We start from the raw sequence: 16,833 nt of genomic DNA on the forward strand, positions 1-16,833 counted from the left end.
TGGTTTATTTAACCACCACTTCATTCTTCGACAACACTTCCAATACCAAAGCTTCATCTGATTTACTGTCAATAATCAAAAAGTCAAGATCCCCTTTGGTTATCTCTTTGAGCTGATTTTGTTCTATACAGTTTTTAAGATAGGATTTTCTAAGCTGATTCATATCCAGCTCCCGGGCCTTTAGCAAACCTGGATGGGCCGGTAAAATAATACTTTTACCCGGTACTTCCTCTTCAGGGTTACCAAGGCTGATTTCAACACCATTCTCTCTGGCAAAGGACAATTGAGGCTGTATATGTTTCCCCGCCCCCGTATATTCTGTTTCCTGAACCACAATAATCTGATCCTGGTCAAGCTCCTGGGCCAGGCTAAAGGCCGCTGCCAAGGAGGTGTTGCCTGCGGGTCCACGTTCCAGCCCTTCCAATTGGGCCAGGGCTTCTGTCATATAAAAGACCTCCCCTTGGTTCACCAGCAGGTATCGATCCATATACCGCAGGGGCCTTGCGGCAGATCGGGGTACGTCTGACCGATCGGGCCATGTGGAGAAAGGAATTCCAAAGCCCGTATGGCCTGTTGTAAAGGATTTTCGATTGAAATCGTAATCACTGGCCATATGAAGCCCCTTTAAATTTACGCTGGCCCCGACGATTTCTGTCTTTTCTGCTCCAGCCTTTAGAAGCCCCCTGGCAGTTCCCGTCAGGTTTCCGCCCCCTGCATTGGTACAGACCACCACATCGGGGTCCCTTCCCTCTCGCTCCCTAAGCTGCACGGCCAATTCGTACCCTAGGGTTTCTACTCCGGCAATGCCAAAGGGTGTATAGAGGGAGGCATTGAAAAACCCAGTTTCCTCCAAAAGCCTTAAAAATACGTAAAATAGCTCAGGACCTACGGTTAACTGAACCACTTCGGCCCCATAGGCCTCACATTTTCTGGCTTTTTCAATAATTTCAGGCTGTCCCTTACCATGACTGTCATAGCACTCCTGAACAATAATGCTTCTTAAGCCATGCATGGCAGCCTGACTGGCCACCGCTGCACCGTAATTACCGCTGGTGGCAGCAATTACCCCTTTATACCCCAGTTTTTTAGCATGATAAACAGCATTGGCGGCTCGACGAGCTTTAAAGCTACCGGAAGGATTGGCCGCTTCATCTTTAATAAAGATTCTGGCTCCCCTTCCCTTGGGGGAGAGCCTTCTGGCCAACTGGGTTAAATTTTTCAGCTCCAGTAGCGGTGTATTGCCCACTCCCGTTTCTCCTTGAATTTTTTGCATTTCCTGAAGAGTATAGCCGGTTTCTCGCATCATTCTTTCATAATCAAAGGCAATGGTGTCATATTCAAAAACACTGAAGTCGATTCCCACAGCCCTTTTCATTATATCTCCCCGTCTTCCCATGACGGCTTCATAGCTTATCTCTTTACTCATTTTGGTCACCTTCCCATAGCATTCCCCTTAATTGAATTCCGATTTCAAGCAATTCAGGTACAAATTTACCAAAGTCATGGTCATAAAAGGGATTTACTTCAATGAGTCTACCAGCCACCTGCCGGCCTGTAATCGTTCTAACCTTCACTAAGTCCCCCACGGCGGCCGGCTCCTCCAAAAATCCCTTCACCCACATTTCCAGTGGAACCTGCTTTGTATCCTGGGGAAGGTTACCTGATCTCTCCTCTGGCTTTAATATAATTTCATGGATTCTTACCCACGCACCCTTTTTTATCATCATTTTTTATCCCTGCCTTTGTATTAACTCTCTCATATCCCCCATAATTGCCCTTGGTACTGGTAAATCAAGCATCGTTTTCAACCCTGGTGTCGCATTGATCACATGGGGAATCATATTGACACACATGGCTATAGTTCCGATACCTCCGGGGATTTCAGGTTTAATTTGAAGATTTATGTTCGGTGTCCCCTTAATCCAGATGTAATCCCCCGTATCGACCCCTTCCTTTTCTGGCAGGATCTGCTGTGGATGTTCCATATCAATTTTAACTTCCTCGCCCTGATAACCATAGCCGCATTGACGGCAGCCCGCCACATTACCGGCCTCCACCTTGGCATACTGGGTTTGACGGGGGACATTTGTCACGATAGGCTCCCTGGTTTGCTGGATTTTATCGATCTTCCAGCCGATTCCCTGGGCGATCATTCCAATGGATTCAGGAAAGCCCACGTGACCAGCTACCTTACCATTGGCTACTCCATCCTTAAAGGCTTCAACCGATAGACCCACTCCCTGTTCTTCCATAACCGCATGACCAAAGGGAGATAGATCGTTAATTCTGGCGGCTTTAATAAAATCAACCTCCTCACAGGTTCCTGTGAGGGCTAGAATAAGTAAGTCTAAGACAAAACCGGGATTAATACCTGTTCCAAGGATTGATACACCATTTTCCCTGGCCAGCTGGTCCATCTCCTTTGCCAGCTCAGGCTCCTGGGCCTGGGGAAAGGCCATTTCTTCGGCTGTAGAGATCACATTTATTTTTTGCTCCACCAACTTTTTAATTTTGTCAAAGGTATGACGTGTAAAGGAATCCGTCGCCACCAGGGCGATATCTGCAAAGCCTGGTTTGGCAATTTCATCTATGTTGTCAGTAATGATTACGGGCTTCCTATCTAACCTTTCCACCTCCAATACCTCATAAATATCCTTTCCGATACGGGCTTCTGCACGATCACAGACCCCTACAATTTCCACTCCCTTCTTTTTTAACAGCATTTTGGCCATTCCACTGCCCATGGCACCAAAGCCCCAAATAATAACCTTAACATTTTCCATTTTATTCCCTCCATTTTATTTAAAGTTATTTATTTCTACTGCAATTATCTTGCCACAATTATCGTTTGATTGCTTCTAATATTCATTAATTTATCTTTTCTAATTATTCATTTGTTTTGTCAGTTAATTTCAATCAGGTTGTTGAATAAATACCAGCATCATTAAAAAACTTGTAATCATACAAATTTTCCTTTAAATGTATAGTTATTCCTTGCTACTTTTGATTAGATTTTAAAAAAATAAAAAAGTGCAAAAACATTTGCATTATAGGCAAATATTCTTGCACTTTAATTATATTTTTTAATCTTGTGCTGTAGGGTTTGACGCTTAATTCCAAGCTCCTTCGCTGCACGGGAAATATTTCCTTTATTTTTTTCAAGGGCCGATTCTATCATTTTTTGTTCCAATGCCTCAAGCGCCTCATCTAAACCAATTGTCCCCAATTGATTAAATAGCTGCTGTATGTCAGCGTTTTGGCATTCAATGGATTCGGCCAAAATTTGCTCCGGCAGATGTTCTGGTTTAATAATGTGCTCTTCATGAATCATGTTCATGGCACCCTCTATTACATTTTCCAGCTCCCTCACATTTCCTGGCCAGGAATAGCTTAAAAAACACTCACTGGCTTCGGTAGAAAGCATCCAAACCTCCTTGCCCAAACTCTTATTATATCGATTGATGAAATAGTCGGCCAGTAGTAAAATATCCTCTGTACGCTCTCTTAAACTTGGTATGGTAATATTCACCACATTAAGCCTATAATACAGATCTTTTCTTAGGTTTCCCCTTTCAATGGCCCTCAAAGGCGCTTCATTGGTGGTAGCGATAATCCGTACATCAATGGGAATATCCTTTAATCCGCCTACCCTTCTTACGTATCCCTCCTGCAGCACCCTTAGCAGCTTTGCCTGAAGCTGTAGCCCCATGGAATTAATTTCATCCAGTAATATGGTACCGCCATGGGCCTGCTCAAAAATTCCTGGTCTATCTATGGCCCCTGTAAAGCCTCCCTTTGCAGTACCAAACAATATCCCTTCCAGGAGTGTTTCAGGCAGAGCGGCACAATTTTGAGCCAAGAAGGGTCTACCCTTTCTTACCCCACTATAATGAATACCTTGAGCAAAAAGCTCCTTTCCTGTACCGGTTTCACCATAAATTAGAACGCTGGAACTGGTGGCAGCAGCACTTCTAGCCTGCCTAAGGGCCTTCATAAAGGAAGGACTTTTTCCCTTTAATGTTTCAAAGGTATATTTTTTAATTTCCCCTCTGCCAGAGGAGCTTGGTGGAGCTAATCGCTGCCTAAGCTTTAAAATTTCATCTGAAAGATTTTTTATTTCCGTTACGTTTTTAGCGATTTCAAGGGCCCCAATATGCTCTCCCCTGTCGATAAGGGGGATGGTGGTATTTAAGGTGGTCACTTCCTTGCCACGATTATTTAAATAGGTCTGACTTTGATTTTCTATAATTTGATCTGATGCCAGGGCCCGAATCAAGGTACTGGTATTATGATTTAAGGAAGGGAAAACATCTAGCATCCTTTTTCCCATAACATCATGTATTTCCATGCCCTCTAATTCGGCCATCGCTTGATTATAATAAATTGTTCGGCCCTCGGCATCAATCACATGAATTCCTTCCTCAAGGTAGTGCAAAATACTTTGCAGTATTGCCATTGTCATTTTCTTGGAAATCAAGGTATCATACCTCCAAACCGTGTTTTATTTACAGTATATCAGCTTTTAAGGAGGGATTGAAGCCATAGCTCATAAAAACCAGCAGTGCCGGCACCAAAGGAATCATAGAATAGGTGCCGGCCCTCTCTTTTAAATAAGGATCAATGATAATATTACTGCTTATTATTCGTATAGTTTGAATTGCTTGCAAAGCCCCTTTACCATGGCCCTTGCCTCTTGGGTTTTATCGGGATGATCAATAATTGTGGCGATAATTGTGGCAATACTGGCCATATCCTCCTCTTTCATTCCCCTGGTGGTAACTGCAGGGGTTCCTATTCTGATACCGCTGGTCACAAAAGGGCTTTGGGGATCAAAGGGAATCGTATTTTTATTGACTGTGATTCCAATATCATCCAATAGCCGTTCTGCATCCTTTCCGGTAATATTCTTATTCCTCAAATCAATTAATAGCAAATGGTTGTCTGTTCCTTCAGAAACCAGATTAAAGCCTCTTTTAGTTAATTCTTCTCCCAGTCTTTTTGCATTTTTTACTACCTGTTGTTGATATTCCTTAAATTCCGGGCTTAGGGCTTCCTTAAAGGAAACGGCCTTGGCCGCGATGACATGCATTAATGGCCCTCCTTGTATTCCTGGGAAAATGGCCTTATCAATCATCTTAGCATATTTTTCTTTACAGAGAATAGCGCCGCCCCTTGGCCCCCTAAGGGTTTTATGGGTTGTTGTGGTAACGAAGTCGGCCCATTCACAGGGGTTTGGATGCAGGCCTGTTGCCACCAACCCGGCAATATGGGCCATATCAACCATTAAATAGGCTCCGACCTCATCGGCAATTTCTCTAAAGCGTTTAAAGTCTATGGTTCTAGGATAAGCACTGGCCCCAGCCACAATCAGCTTTGGTTTGGTTTCTTTAGCGATTCGTCTTACCTCTTCATAGTTAATTGTATGGGTTTTTTCATCAACTCCATAGGCTACGAAGTTATAATAGGTGCCAGAAATATTGACCGGACTTCCATGGGTTAAGTGGCCTCCATGGGATAAATTCATTCCCAGAACCGTATCTCCTGGCTGAAGGATTGCAAAATACACACCTAAATTTGCATTAGCACCGGAATGGGGCTGTACATTGGCATGGTCAGCCTTAAATAGCTGTTTAAGTCGATCCCGGGCGAGATCCTCTGCCACATCCACCTCTTCACATCCACCATAGTACCTTTTTCCTGGGTACCCCTCTGCATATTTATTTGTTAATTGACTTCCCATGGCCTCCATCACTGCTTCAGAGACAAAATTTTCTGAAGCTATCAGCTCAATTTTTTCCCGCTGACGCCTTGTTTCTCTTAAAATTGTCTCGTAAATTTCTGGGTCGGTCTCTTTTAACATTTCGAAGTTCATTTGCATTTCTCCCTTCAGCTTACCGATTTTTATATACAATTTAATTATAAAATTAATGATAGTATTTTACAAGATAAAGTCGTTTTCTCTTTGATGCCAAAGGTTATCAAAAATGAAACAATTAATTTTTGATTTATCCCTTACTATATCCTCTTAAATTTGGTATAATAATACTATTTTGGAGGTGTTATATCATGATACAGGTAAATCGTAAACGTCTATTGGTGATGGCCCTTTATGCCGGAGAAATTATGTTAAAAAATGGTGCTGAAACCTATCGGGTTGAGGATACAATAATAAGATTATGTAAATCAAGAAATTTCTCCTATGTGGAGTCCTACGTAACCCCTACTGGAATTATTATTTCCGTTGATAACGAGGGGGAAGATCATAATGAAATGATCTCTTATGTAAAGCGTATTACCTCAAGAAGCATTAATTTAAACAAGATTGCTGAGGTTAATAACTTTTCCAGGAAGTTTGTGGGATCATCTATGTCATTGGAGGAGGCCATGATGCAGCTTAAGGCCATAGAAAACCTTCCCCCCTTCCCAATGAAAACCAAGGCAATTTTTGGCGGCATTGCCAGTGCCTTTATTGCATTGCTTTTTGAAGCAAATCTCTTTGAATTTTCTGCTGCCCTAATTACCAGTGTTTTAACTACCCTGGTTACTTTAAAACTTGTAAAGGCTGATTTAAATTTATTTCTAACAAACATTATCGGGGGTTTCATAGCGGCTGCATGTGCCATATTATTTTCCTATATTCATCCCCAGATCAGCGTTGATATGGTCATAATCGGTGCAATTATGACCATGGTACCCGGGGTAGCCATTACCAATGCACTGCGTGATACTATAGCTGGAGATTTAGTTTCAGGTCTGGCAAGGGGAACAGAGGCTTTACTGATTGCGGTTTCCATTGCCTTTGGTGTAGGTTTTACACTACAGACCTGGATTTACTTGACAGGAGGAACATTATTATGATTCTGGTTTTTAAGCATTTTGTTTATGCTTTTATGTGTGCCCTTGGCTTTGCGGTATTATTCAACGCTCCCCGTTCATCTCTCTTTAAATCGGCCTTGGCAGGGGGCCTTGGGTGGTCTGTATATATAATTAGCTTCCAGCTTTCAAATTCATCAGTGCTTTCAACTTTTTTTGCCTCCCTATGTGTTGGCTTAATCAGCGAGGTATTGGCAATTTATTATAAAAATCCCATTACAGTCTATATTATACCAGCGATCATTCCCCTGGTACCGGGCTATAAGCTATACTACACGATGCTTACAATTATAGAGAAGGATTACACGGGGGCAGCCAATCACGGCAGTGAAGCCCTGATGATTGCCGTTGTCATCGCAGGGGCCCTGACCATTGTATTATCTTTAAACTCCCTTAGAAGGAAATATACCCAAAGGCGGCTTTTAACAAAATAAATTCTCAAAGAAAAAAGATTGCAAAATACTAAAGTATTTCAGCAATCTTTTATGTTTTTTATTCGATACCCTCTGACTCCATCAAGGGTTTTGCATATTGATATTGATAATCGGGTAAATCCTCCTTCCCAGGGATAAGGAGTTGATCTCTGGTTGTGATTTCTAAATGTATATTTTTATTTTCCTTAAGATGCCAAGCTACACGAAATCTCATGTTTAGAACCGATTCCATAGTTTGGGGGTTTCCGATGGCATCAATGACAATAGGCCCACTAATAGGCGTATTGTCTACCAAAAGTTGATTTGAGGTATAATATATTTCTGTATTGGCGGTGTATCTCAAACCGTTGATGGCAATTGCTTCGGCACCGGCAGAATTCAATTCATTTACCAGGGCAACAATTAAATCATAGTTATACATAATAAAGCTGCTGGCCTCCCCTGTTTCTAGATAATAGGGTGATTCCCTGAGGGTTACCGTTACCCCCGGCCCTTCGACAGCCCTAAAGCCTGATAGTATTTGATATTGATATAGATCTGCCGACAGATTATTGGCAGCACTCAAATCACTGGCATCCTGGAATTGATAGTCCCTTAACCTGGCCTCCAATTGATTGAGCTTTTCCATCAGTTGATCGTATTCATTTCTGGCACGTCTTAGCTCCCTGGCATTGCTGATCCTTTTGTGGGGATCGGTGGCAGCTGTCCCCAAAACAGAATTATTTTTAGCCTGTATTGTAATGGTAAAGCTTAATACCATAACGACTAAGGCAATCATATATTTCCCCTTCAAGTTAATTTCCCTCCACAAAAAATGCTGCATTTTCCCTTATTTTATATTTTTCACCTGGCAGAGGTCAATAGCTTAAGCACGATCTTAATTATTTCTTAATATTTTCCTTTTTTGATAAAAATAGAGGTTAATCATTGCTTCCAATCATTAACCCCCTAGTACCCTTTAAATGACGAAATAAGGCCTGAGACAAATTTTCCAAGCGTTATTCTTTCTTTAATATTTCTTCAATAACCGGGATAAACCTTTGGTTATTTTTAAGCTTTCCCTCTCGTTTCTTCAACAATAAAAAGGAAAGGGCCGTCATAATAAAACCAGTAGCGGCCAAATAGATATCCCGATAGGCTTCCACCCCCATGGCATGTAAGACCCCATTGGCAATAAATATACTGACCAGTAAGGTAAGCAAGGGAATTACGTAAACAAGAAAGGCCGCTGTCAATACATCGGTATCATTCATATCTACCGATACCCGCTCACCTACCTTGGCATTCAGTTCATTTAAAACCCTTATTTCCAGCTGTTCATTACTTTGTCCCATTTTACAGGCATTACAGTTACCGCAGCTGGAATGACGCTGCATCACAACCTTGGCATAATTACCGTCTATTCCTGTAACAACACCACATTGTTTCATGGCCATGACCTCCTTTTTTATCCTTCTATTTTATCATTACACCAATAACCATGGTTTTAATCACTTATTAAATCCCTCACGACCTCTCCAGCCATAATTAGCCCTACCACCGACGGTACAAAGGCAACGCTTCCCGGGATTTGGTGCCTTACTGTACAGGTTCGATCCTTATTAGGACAAATACAATGGCTTTTACAATCACTGTCAATGACCTTAGGGGTGATGGGCGGTTCTTTAGAATAAACCACCTTTACATCCTTTATACCTCGCTTCTTCAATTCCTTACGAATCACCTTTGCCAGGGGGCATATGGAGGTTTTGTGTATGTCTGTCACTTCAAACCGGGTGGGATCAAGCTTGTTTCCTGCTCCCATACTGCTAATAATCTTCAGCCCCATTTTCTTGCTTCTTTCAATTAAATCCAGCTTTGCCGTAACCATATCAATCGCATCAATAACATAATCGTAATCTTCAAGAAGAAGCCTTTCTGCACTCTGGCTGTTATAAAGCTCCTGATGGATCGTCACCTGGGCCTTTGGGTTAATTTCCAAAATTCGCTCCCTCATTACTTCAACCTTCGCTCTTCCTACGGTCTTTCTGGTGGCATGGAGCTGTCGATTAATATTAGTTAAGCATATATCATCATCATCTATCAGAACAAAGTGACCAATTCCCGTTCTGGCCAAGGCCTCTACAGCAAAGGTTCCTACCCCGCCAATACCAAAAATAGCCACTTTGCTTTTTTGCAATTTTTCCAACCCCTCCGGGCCAAGCAAAAGCTCACTTCTTGAAAAAGCATGTAATGCCATCCTAATCCTCCTTTTAATATGACGCTAAAATTAATAGTAACGAAAAAGCTAATCTCTGTCAACCTTATCTAAAAATAAATCCATTCTTAATTCAATCAAAAACAAACAAAAAAACTTCTGCAATCAGAAGCTTTTACTTGGTTCCCCGCTGTGCCGTTTTATCGATTGTTTTGAGACCTGCCTCGCAGGTGGGTATCCTGTTGCTGTATTCAGAATTCCCCTCAATGGGGGCCTTTCTTCCAACAACAAACGCCAGATTCCCGTTTATATAGTGTTGGTCAAAACTATGTCGAGTCTACGCACACAGCAGGATTTAATAGTATAATATCATATCTTTTGTATTTTTTCAAACTTAATTATTGGAAATGGTGCAAATCTTACATTCTCTACAATCATTTAATCTTTTGCTTAAATCACTACAGGCCCTTCGGGAAAAAATACATGGAATATTGTTTTGCTTGGCTTTTTGTTTTACAATTTCGGTAATATTATGCTCGATAAAGTCATAAAAAACAATAATCATGTCTACCTCATTGGGAATTTCCAGCCTTCTCATTCCCTTTTTCCTGCCTGTCCAATGTATGTAATCTTTAATGCCATGACTGACTAAGGTTTCTGGTATATTCCCCAAACGATCTGCCCCTACAATTAATGCCTTCATAATTAATACCCCCTAAATTACAACTGATTTCTATTTACCAAAATTCTATTTATGAAAATGATTATTATTATCAATATTATATATGGAATCTTATACGTTGTCAATATCAATTTTTTGGTTAGATGAAATATTCTGATAACTTTAATTACTATACCCTGTTTTTCTCTAACTAATCTAAAATATTTTTATTTTTATTTCTTTTTTTGATTTTATTTGTTTCTTTCTTTATTATTAAAGAAGGTTTTAGCCGCCAGCCATTTTGAGGGTTGAAAAAAAGTGCTTCGAAGCAGTTTTTAACCTGTTTCGAAGCACCTTCATCTATTCCAGTAGGGCAGCAATACTTAATTCCTTAAGCTGTTTCTCCTCTGCCACAGAAGGAGCATTGGTTAACGGGCAAGTAGCATTTTGTGTCTTAGGGAAGGCAATAACCTGTCTGATATTGTCTTCCTTAGTTAATAGCATAACCAACCTGTCTAGGCCAAAGGCAATTCCACCATGGGGTGGTGTACCATATTTGAAGGCCTCTAATAAGAAGCCAAATTTTTCCCAGGCCTCTTCTTCACTAAAGCCCAATGCCTTAAACATATCCTGCTGAAGCTGGGAGGAATGAATTCGTATACTACCTCCCCCAACCTCGTACCCATTAATGACCAAATCGTAGGCCTTTGCCCTTACTTTTTGGGGCTCAGTCAACAGCAGGTGACGATCTTCATCCATGGGGGCAGTAAAGGGGTGATGCTTTGCAACATAGCGATTTTCCTGTTCATCAAATTCAAATTGCGGAAACTCTGTCACCCACAGGGCTCGATATTCCTCTTTATTTAAAATTCCCAGGCGCTTTGCCACCTCAACCCTCAGGTGTCCCAAGGAATCCAAGACAATAGAGTCTTTATCGGCAACGAAAAGCAGTAAATCCCCAGGTGTCGCCTGGGCTGTCTTTAATAATGCTGCGGTGGCAGCTTCATCGAAGAATTTTGCAATAGGTGATGAAACCCCTTCTTCTGTTACCTTAATCCAAGCGAGGCCCTTTGCTCCATAGGTCTTGACATATTCCTCAAGAGAGGTAATATCTTTGCGGCTAAAGGCTTCAGCGTGCCCCTTCACATTTATCAGCCTGACAGAGCCTCCATTTTCAATTGCTGAAGTAAAAACCTTAAATTCTAAATCCTTCACAATTGAAGATACATTCACCAATTCAAAGCCAAAGCGAATGTCCGGCTTGTCTGACCCAAAGCGTTCCATTGCCTCCTGGTAGGTGATCCTTGGAATGGGCAAGGGAATATCTACATTAATTACTTGATGAAATACCTCTTGAATAAGTCTTTCATTAATTTCTATCACATCATCTATATCGACAAAGGACATTTCACAGTCAATCTGGGTGAATTCCGGCTGGCGATCAGCCCGTAAATCTTCATCTCTAAAGCATTTGACGATTTGAAAATAACGATCCATTCCTGAAACCATCAAAAGCTGCTTAAATAGCTGGGGAGACTGGGGAAGGGCAAAAAATTTACCGGGATTAACTCGACTGGGTACTAAATAGTCCCTGGCCCCTTCTGGGGTCGTTTTGGTTAAAACTGGGGTTTCAATTTCTAAGAACCCTTCCCGATTTAAAAAATTTCTAACCGTGATGGCAGTTTGATGTCTTATAATCAGGTTTTTTTGCATACCTGGCTTTCTTAAATCAAGATAACGGTATTTAAGCCTTAGATTTTCTGAAACCTCGTCATCGTCCCTGATATAAATGGGGGGCGTTTCTGCGCTATTAAGGATCTCCAGCTTTTCTGCAAAAACCTCAATTTCCCCTGTGGGAAGATTGGGGTTAATCGATTGTCGGGGCTTTACCCTGCCCTTTACGGCAATGACATATTCCGAACCCAATTTTCCTGCCTTTTCAAAGGCTTCCTTTGAAATATCTATATCAAAAACTACCTGAGCCAACCCTGTACGGTCCCTTAAATCGACAAAAATAAGTCCGCCCAGGTCCCGGCGTTTTTGTACCCAGCCCATTAAAGTTACTTCTTCATCGACATGTTCCTTCCTCAAGTTTCCAGCCATATAGCTTCTTTTTAGCTTGTTTTTTTCCAATTTAGTTACCTCCCTTTCAATTTATATTTATCAATATTTTTACATTAAAAAAACTCCCAATCCCTGTAAAGGGACGAGAGCTTGTTCCCGCGGTGCCACCCTAATTGGATAAAATCCCACTTAATACCTTAACGCAGGTTCACGGATTCCCTGGCAATCTATAGGACAGGTAATCTACTCATCAGGTGTCTTCAATATGTTCCTTCGTATCGAGCTTTCACCCTCCTCGACTCGCTGCCACGGGTAACCTATCTACTCCTCCTGAATCAATCGTAATTGTCAATATGGAATTGGTAATATTATAAGGCTTTTTAATTTTCTTGTCAACGGATTAAATTAAAAATTCCCTTAATACTGTACTCATAAAAAATCCTCTTTTAATAAACTTGTTATTATATCGTCATCAACACATGATTCATTACCACAACAAGTACAAGTATCACCAATTAAAAATATTTCATTTGTCGGCATAAGGAGCCTAGCATGCTTTACCGATTGTCTCAAGTAAAGATAAACGGCAAAACCGCCTTTTACACAATGGGTAAAAGCATGCTGAAAGATGGGCCCCGACAAAGGAATAAAAATTTTTTCTAGTTTCTTGGGTGTACGCTTTTCTTGACAATTTCAACAAACTCAATAATAGAACCTCTTATTTCTATATACACCAACTAAGAGTAATACAATTGATATCAAAAGAATCCCTAGATATTTATTAGCTATGGAATCAATAGTTATCCTGTTGCCATTTTCAAAAATACTAATATAAGTAGCTATCTCGGAATTTATAAAGATTGCCAATAATTCATAAATTAATAAGAGCATAAAGCTAATTATAGGCGATTCTAAAATATACATAAGCATGTAACCTAATGAAACAAAAAAGAAGCATTGTATAACGGTCTTAATAAATTCCCAAAACACATTGTCCCAAAATACACAATAGCCTAGAAATAGAACCCCAACATGTATAATGTACCAAAGAAATATTAGGAGGATTTGAGTGAGCTTCACCTTTCCTGAGCTATCAATACAATAGAGAACTTCATTTCCGTCTCCTGATATATATTCTTTGAATATTAGTGTAATCCACCAGAAGGATAGAAGCGGTATATATTTTTCCGCTTCTCTGAATATCAAGATGTAGGAATTTTCTATACTGCCTGACATAGATACCATACCAATATTTAAAACAGGTAAGAAAATATATAATATAAATAAAGGGATGAAATAATAAACCTTTAAATTTTTAAAAGATAGATATATTAGTCGTATATTCATGAGCTAAATACCCTTCATTATGCACATATACCCATCCTCTATGGTGGGTTCCAACCGTTTATCCCCTACTGATTTACTGGATAGTATTCGTAAAAACCTCTCTCCATTTTTTAAGTAGGATTTTTGAATATGGCAGCTTGAGTTGATATGAGTTCCTTCCTTCACCTCAAAAACTTTTCCCTCTGCCATGGATATAATCTCTCCGCAACTTCCTTCTTTTAATATGGCCCCTTCATTCATAATTATCAATCCGTCACAGCAGGCTTCAACATCCTCCACTATATGAGTTGAAATTATAATTATTTTATTTTCCTTAATTGTAGATAGGATGTTTTTAAATCTTAGTCTTTCCTCCGGGTCCAGACCAGCTGTTGGCTCATCAAAAATGATAATTTCAGGCTCTCCCAAAATCGCCTGAGCGATTCCCAACCTTCTTATCATACCTCCAGATAAGGTCGAAACTCTGTCATTAATCCTGTCCTTTAGGTTTACAATTTCTAAACTTGCTTTTATACTGGTCTCAATCAAGCCTTTTGGTATCTTTTTCAATACTCCGAAATATTGAAGATTGTCATAAACGGTCAATTCTTTAAACAAGCCGAATTTCTGAGGCAAATAGCCAACATTTTCTGTAAATAAGTTATTATTTATAACGTCAACACCATTGTACTTTATCTGCCCTTTGGTAATATGATAAAGTTTTACTAAACACCTTATTAAGGTTGTTTTTCCTGCCCCGTTTGAACCTAACAACCCATAAACTCCAGGCTTAAGGCTTATGGAAACATTTTTTAATACTTCTTTTTTCTTAAAGGCCTTATCTAAATTTATTACTTCTAACATTTTAATGCCCCCCAGAATTTAAGTTTTCAATAAAGGTAATTGAATCTCTTCCATCATTTTTGTCCTTTAAATAGCTAAAGGTAGCCTGAATCACATAATCTTCCCCCAATTCATCTATTTTTTTTAGAAACAAATTGTGAAATTCATAAGGCTTAAAATTTTCTAGTTGTTCCTTCGGTATATTGAGAAATCTATCCTTATCGATGATATAATCCAACAATACAGTTTTTATTTTTGATTTATTATAGTCTTGAGGGATAATAGACTGCATTAAAGTGTAAATTAAAGTTTTTTCATCTAGGCTATATACAAAAACATGGTCATTAAAGCTAATTAGTCCATTTTCTAATACTCTGGAGCTGAATGTATGCGGTGCTTGAAATATCTTTTTATCAGTGATGTTAAGCGTATCAATCCCCGATACTAAATGTTTATAGGGTTTTAGCAAATCATCTATTTTTAATAGATTAGCTTTATCCATCTCACTCAGTATTAGTCCATATAAGGTAACATCGCCTACCTTCTCCTCCTCTACAAAACCACCAACCATAGTAATTGCCTGTGCTTTACCGGAAAAATAATTTCCATCCTTATTTAAATTAGAATAGAGATTAAGCTTAGACTTTACATCAACCTCAAAATCCACCTCATCATCCCTTATTATCGGAATAAATACTGTCTGCTCTTTAATATATAACCGTTTATAGCCTTCCATTGGATAATAGGGGAAGCTTCCTGGCAGTAAAACCCCCTGAGAATTACTATAGAATACTGGACTATAACCACTATAGATAATTCTAATCTCCTCCAGCTTCTCAGAAGTCGGGTTAAATATTTCTAAATAATCTCCATCTCTTTTATATTCCATATTTTTATTTTCTTTATTCAATATGCTTTTTACTTCAAAGTTCCTATATAATGTAAATTTGTAACTTTCTAAAGGTTCTTTTTCATTTAACTGAATCTTTACATCATTATGCAATTGCCTATCTATAACCAACTTCATATTGTAGGCTGTTATGCTAAAATCAACCTTCTCTTCTTTTTGGACATCATTTGTATAGTATAATTCATCAAAGGGCGTATACCCCTTTGGATTATAATCCTTCTTTACTATACTGCCGGGATTTGTATATAGATAGAAATTTACAACAGAAACCATAACCAATAACATACACACGAGACTCTGGAGTTTATGTTTTTTAGTTTTTAATTTTAATAATATAGCTGAGCTTAATAGACATATCCAAAATACCACCAAGTTCCATCTATAAGCTTCTATAGACAGACCGTAGAGTGCTTCTTCGACCCAATTTAAATTTGGTGGTAAAATGTTAAATACTTCTCTGAAGGGATATATATTTTTTCCAAAACCCATGAAGAGAACAAATGGTACGAATTCAAAAATTGGACTGATTAAAATTCCGGATAATATCATTAAAAGATATGCCTGGAACCTCTTTAGATATAGGGAGACCATTGTTCCGATACAGCTGCCCAAAAAAGATACTAGAAAGATATTTAGGATATTATTTAAGAATATATGATAGGCAAAGGATAATGCTTGTACATGCATTGCAATATAAGAAATGTAATTATATAACATTATGTTCAGGGTCATGGTCACCATAATTGCCAATAATACCACGAATTTGGAAAAATACAATGTAAGCTTGCCATTATCCGTAATTGAAAGGCTTTCTAATATAAAATCATTTTTACTTTTCACCAGATACTCATAGGATATAAATATAAAGAAGATAAAGTAAACCATACTTAATTTTTGACTGACCTGCAGGTAATAAAAAGCATCTCTATGAATCGAAAGCTTATAAAGCCCTTCGATTAAATACGCATTTATTATAATAAAAAAAATAATAAATCCTGATAATAAATACTTGTTTTTAAAAAATAGCTTTAAGTTATTTTTAACTAAGGTAAGCATTGCAAATCCCCTTTTATCTGTATTTATGAATGCTATTAGATGGTAAATCTCTTACCATCTAATAGCATATTTTAAAAATAGAGATTATTATTTAATAGCTAATGGTACCAACAGCTTCACAACCTATTAAACCCCAACCCCAAGGGTTAAGTTCTAAGTACCAATTTGCTCCTTCTGTACCCGTTAATGACCCTGAGGCACTAGATCCTGTAGACATTAGTGATTCTGCAACTTGTTGCCAACCTTTACCGGGATAAGCACGATAAGCATTAGCATAGACGCTAAATAATGAATTGGGCGAATTAGCTGCATAATAATCTGCCTTATTACTAAGCCCAATGATGCTTGAAGAAGCTGAGGATTGATCAGTTCTCAGGTAAACAGTAGCAGTAGCAGCATTTGCACTAATAGTAAAGCTTAATAGTACAATGCTCAGAACTAAAAATTTTAGTAACTTATTCTTTTTCAT

The 16,833-nt window shown here is 39.0% G+C and carries 15 protein-coding genes, 1 other RNA gene and 1 other annotated feature; of the genes, 2 read left to right on the forward strand and 14 right to left on the reverse strand.

Annotation, left to right across the window (positions count from 1 at the left end):
* Window positions 1-4: 4 nt before the first annotated feature.
* The 5 genes from ortB to ACYQ1I_RS16750 form a co-directional block, all read right to left on the reverse strand.
* The gene (ortB, locus tag ACYQ1I_RS16730; RefSeq protein WP_459767348.1) at window positions 5-1,426 is read right to left on the reverse strand and encodes a 2-amino-4-oxopentanoate thiolase subunit OrtB; all 1,422 of its coding nucleotides are present in this window, start codon (window positions 1,424-1,426) and stop codon (window positions 5-7) included.
* Complete coding sequence (gene ortA / locus ACYQ1I_RS16735) at window positions 1,419-1,727, reverse strand: 2-amino-4-oxopentanoate thiolase subunit OrtA (protein WP_459767350.1); 309 nt, start codon at window positions 1,725-1,727, stop codon at window positions 1,419-1,421. The genes ortB and ortA overlap by 8 nt, the downstream gene beginning before the upstream one ends.
* A gap of 3 nt (window positions 1,728-1,730) precedes the next feature.
* Window positions 1,731-2,783, reverse strand: coding sequence for a 2,4-diaminopentanoate dehydrogenase (gene ord, locus ACYQ1I_RS16740; RefSeq protein WP_459767351.1), 1,053 nt, complete (start codon window positions 2,781-2,783; stop codon window positions 1,731-1,733).
* Between the two features lie 287 nt (window positions 2,784-3,070).
* Window positions 3,071-4,477: a sigma-54 interaction domain-containing protein gene (locus ACYQ1I_RS16745; RefSeq protein ID WP_459767353.1), complete on the reverse strand. Its 1,407-nt coding sequence runs from the start codon at window positions 4,475-4,477 to the stop codon at window positions 3,071-3,073.
* 162 nt (window positions 4,478-4,639) lie between these two features.
* The gene (locus ACYQ1I_RS16750) at window positions 4,640-5,872 is read right to left on the reverse strand and encodes a serine hydroxymethyltransferase (RefSeq protein WP_459767354.1); all 1,233 of its coding nucleotides are present in this window, start codon (window positions 5,870-5,872) and stop codon (window positions 4,640-4,642) included.
* A 194-nt stretch (window positions 5,873-6,066) separates the two neighbouring features.
* Between ACYQ1I_RS16750 and ACYQ1I_RS16755 the strand changes: the two genes are divergently transcribed.
* Complete coding sequence (locus ACYQ1I_RS16755) at window positions 6,067-6,858, forward strand: threonine/serine exporter family protein (protein WP_459767356.1); 792 nt, start codon at window positions 6,067-6,069, stop codon at window positions 6,856-6,858.
* Window positions 6,855-7,307: a threonine/serine exporter family protein gene (locus tag ACYQ1I_RS16760; RefSeq protein WP_459767358.1), complete on the forward strand. Its 453-nt coding sequence runs from the start codon at window positions 6,855-6,857 to the stop codon at window positions 7,305-7,307. The genes ACYQ1I_RS16755 and ACYQ1I_RS16760 overlap by 4 nt, the downstream gene beginning before the upstream one ends.
* A 58-nt stretch (window positions 7,308-7,365) precedes the next feature.
* Here ACYQ1I_RS16760 and ACYQ1I_RS16765 read toward each other — a convergent pair whose 3' ends face one another.
* The 9 genes from ACYQ1I_RS16765 to ACYQ1I_RS16805 all read right to left on the reverse strand — a co-directional run bounded on the left by ACYQ1I_RS16765 (window position 7,366) and on the right by ACYQ1I_RS16805 (window position 16,833).
* Window positions 7,366-8,100, reverse strand: a complete 735-nt coding sequence (locus ACYQ1I_RS16765; protein ID WP_459767360.1) for a DUF881 domain-containing protein — start codon at window positions 8,098-8,100, stop codon at window positions 7,366-7,368.
* A 205-nt stretch (window positions 8,101-8,305) separates the two neighbouring features.
* Entirely contained in the window at window positions 8,306-8,737 is a 432-nt protein-coding gene (locus ACYQ1I_RS16770; protein WP_459767361.1) for a SoxR reducing system RseC family protein, read from the reverse strand.
* Between the two features lie 56 nt (window positions 8,738-8,793).
* Window positions 8,794-9,546, reverse strand: coding sequence for a tRNA threonylcarbamoyladenosine dehydratase (locus tag ACYQ1I_RS16775; protein WP_459767362.1), 753 nt, complete (start codon window positions 9,544-9,546; stop codon window positions 8,794-8,796).
* Window positions 9,547-9,684: 138 nt separating this feature from the next.
* Window positions 9,685-9,862, reverse strand: a non-coding RNA gene (gene ssrS, locus ACYQ1I_RS16780) — 6S RNA.
* Between the two features lie 36 nt (window positions 9,863-9,898).
* Window positions 9,899-10,207, reverse strand: a complete 309-nt coding sequence (locus ACYQ1I_RS16785; protein WP_459767364.1) for a DUF2325 domain-containing protein — start codon at window positions 10,205-10,207, stop codon at window positions 9,899-9,901.
* 318 nt (window positions 10,208-10,525) lie between these two features.
* Window positions 10,526-12,298, reverse strand: coding sequence for an aspartate--tRNA ligase (gene aspS, locus ACYQ1I_RS16790; protein ID WP_459767366.1), 1,773 nt, complete (start codon window positions 12,296-12,298; stop codon window positions 10,526-10,528).
* 66 nt (window positions 12,299-12,364) lie between these two features.
* Window positions 12,365-12,578 (reverse strand) — a binding site (T-box leader).
* A gap of 1,001 nt (window positions 12,579-13,579) precedes the next feature.
* Complete coding sequence (locus ACYQ1I_RS16795; RefSeq protein WP_459767368.1) at window positions 13,580-14,419, reverse strand: ATP-binding cassette domain-containing protein; 840 nt, start codon at window positions 14,417-14,419, stop codon at window positions 13,580-13,582.
* 1 nt (window position 14,420) lies between these two features.
* The gene (locus ACYQ1I_RS16800) at window positions 14,421-16,364 is read right to left on the reverse strand and encodes an ABC transporter permease (protein WP_459767370.1); all 1,944 of its coding nucleotides are present in this window, start codon (window positions 16,362-16,364) and stop codon (window positions 14,421-14,423) included.
* Window positions 16,365-16,455: 91 nt separating this feature from the next.
* Window positions 16,456-16,833, reverse strand: coding sequence for a hypothetical protein (locus tag ACYQ1I_RS16805; protein ID WP_459767372.1), 378 nt, complete (start codon window positions 16,831-16,833; stop codon window positions 16,456-16,458).

Source organism: Alkaliphilus crotonatoxidans, from assembly GCF_054658015.1.

Bases quoted from the DNA above. Each gene is read 5' to 3' on its own strand.
- ACYQ1I_RS16755 (WP_459767356.1), top strand. From the start codon at position 6,067: ATGATACAGGTAAATCGTAAACGTCTATTGGTGATGGCCCTTTATGCC.
- ACYQ1I_RS16775 (WP_459767362.1), bottom strand. From the start codon at position 9,546: ATGGCATTACATGCTTTTTCAAGAAGTGAGCTTTTGCTTGGCCCGGAG.
- ortB (WP_459767348.1), bottom strand. From the start codon at position 1,426: ATGAGTAAAGAGATAAGCTATGAAGCCGTCATGGGAAGACGGGGAGAT.
- ACYQ1I_RS16750 (WP_459767354.1), bottom strand. From the start codon at position 5,872: ATGAACTTCGAAATGTTAAAAGAGACCGACCCAGAAATTTACGAGACA.
- ACYQ1I_RS16800 (WP_459767370.1), bottom strand. From the start codon at position 16,364: ATGCTTACCTTAGTTAAAAATAACTTAAAGCTATTTTTTAAAAACAAG.
- ACYQ1I_RS16760 (WP_459767358.1), top strand. From the start codon at position 6,855: ATGATTCTGGTTTTTAAGCATTTTGTTTATGCTTTTATGTGTGCCCTT.
- ACYQ1I_RS16770 (WP_459767361.1), bottom strand. From the start codon at position 8,737: ATGAAACAATGTGGTGTTGTTACAGGAATAGACGGTAATTATGCCAAG.
- ortA (WP_459767350.1), bottom strand. From the start codon at position 1,727: ATGATGATAAAAAAGGGTGCGTGGGTAAGAATCCATGAAATTATATTA.
- ACYQ1I_RS16785 (WP_459767364.1), bottom strand. From the start codon at position 10,207: ATGAAGGCATTAATTGTAGGGGCAGATCGTTTGGGGAATATACCAGAA.
- ACYQ1I_RS16795 (WP_459767368.1), bottom strand. From the start codon at position 14,419: ATGTTAGAAGTAATAAATTTAGATAAGGCCTTTAAGAAAAAAGAAGTA.
- ord (WP_459767351.1), bottom strand. From the start codon at position 2,783: ATGGAAAATGTTAAGGTTATTATTTGGGGCTTTGGTGCCATGGGCAGT.
- ACYQ1I_RS16805 (WP_459767372.1), bottom strand. From the start codon at position 16,833: ATGAAAAAGAATAAGTTACTAAAATTTTTAGTTCTGAGCATTGTACTA.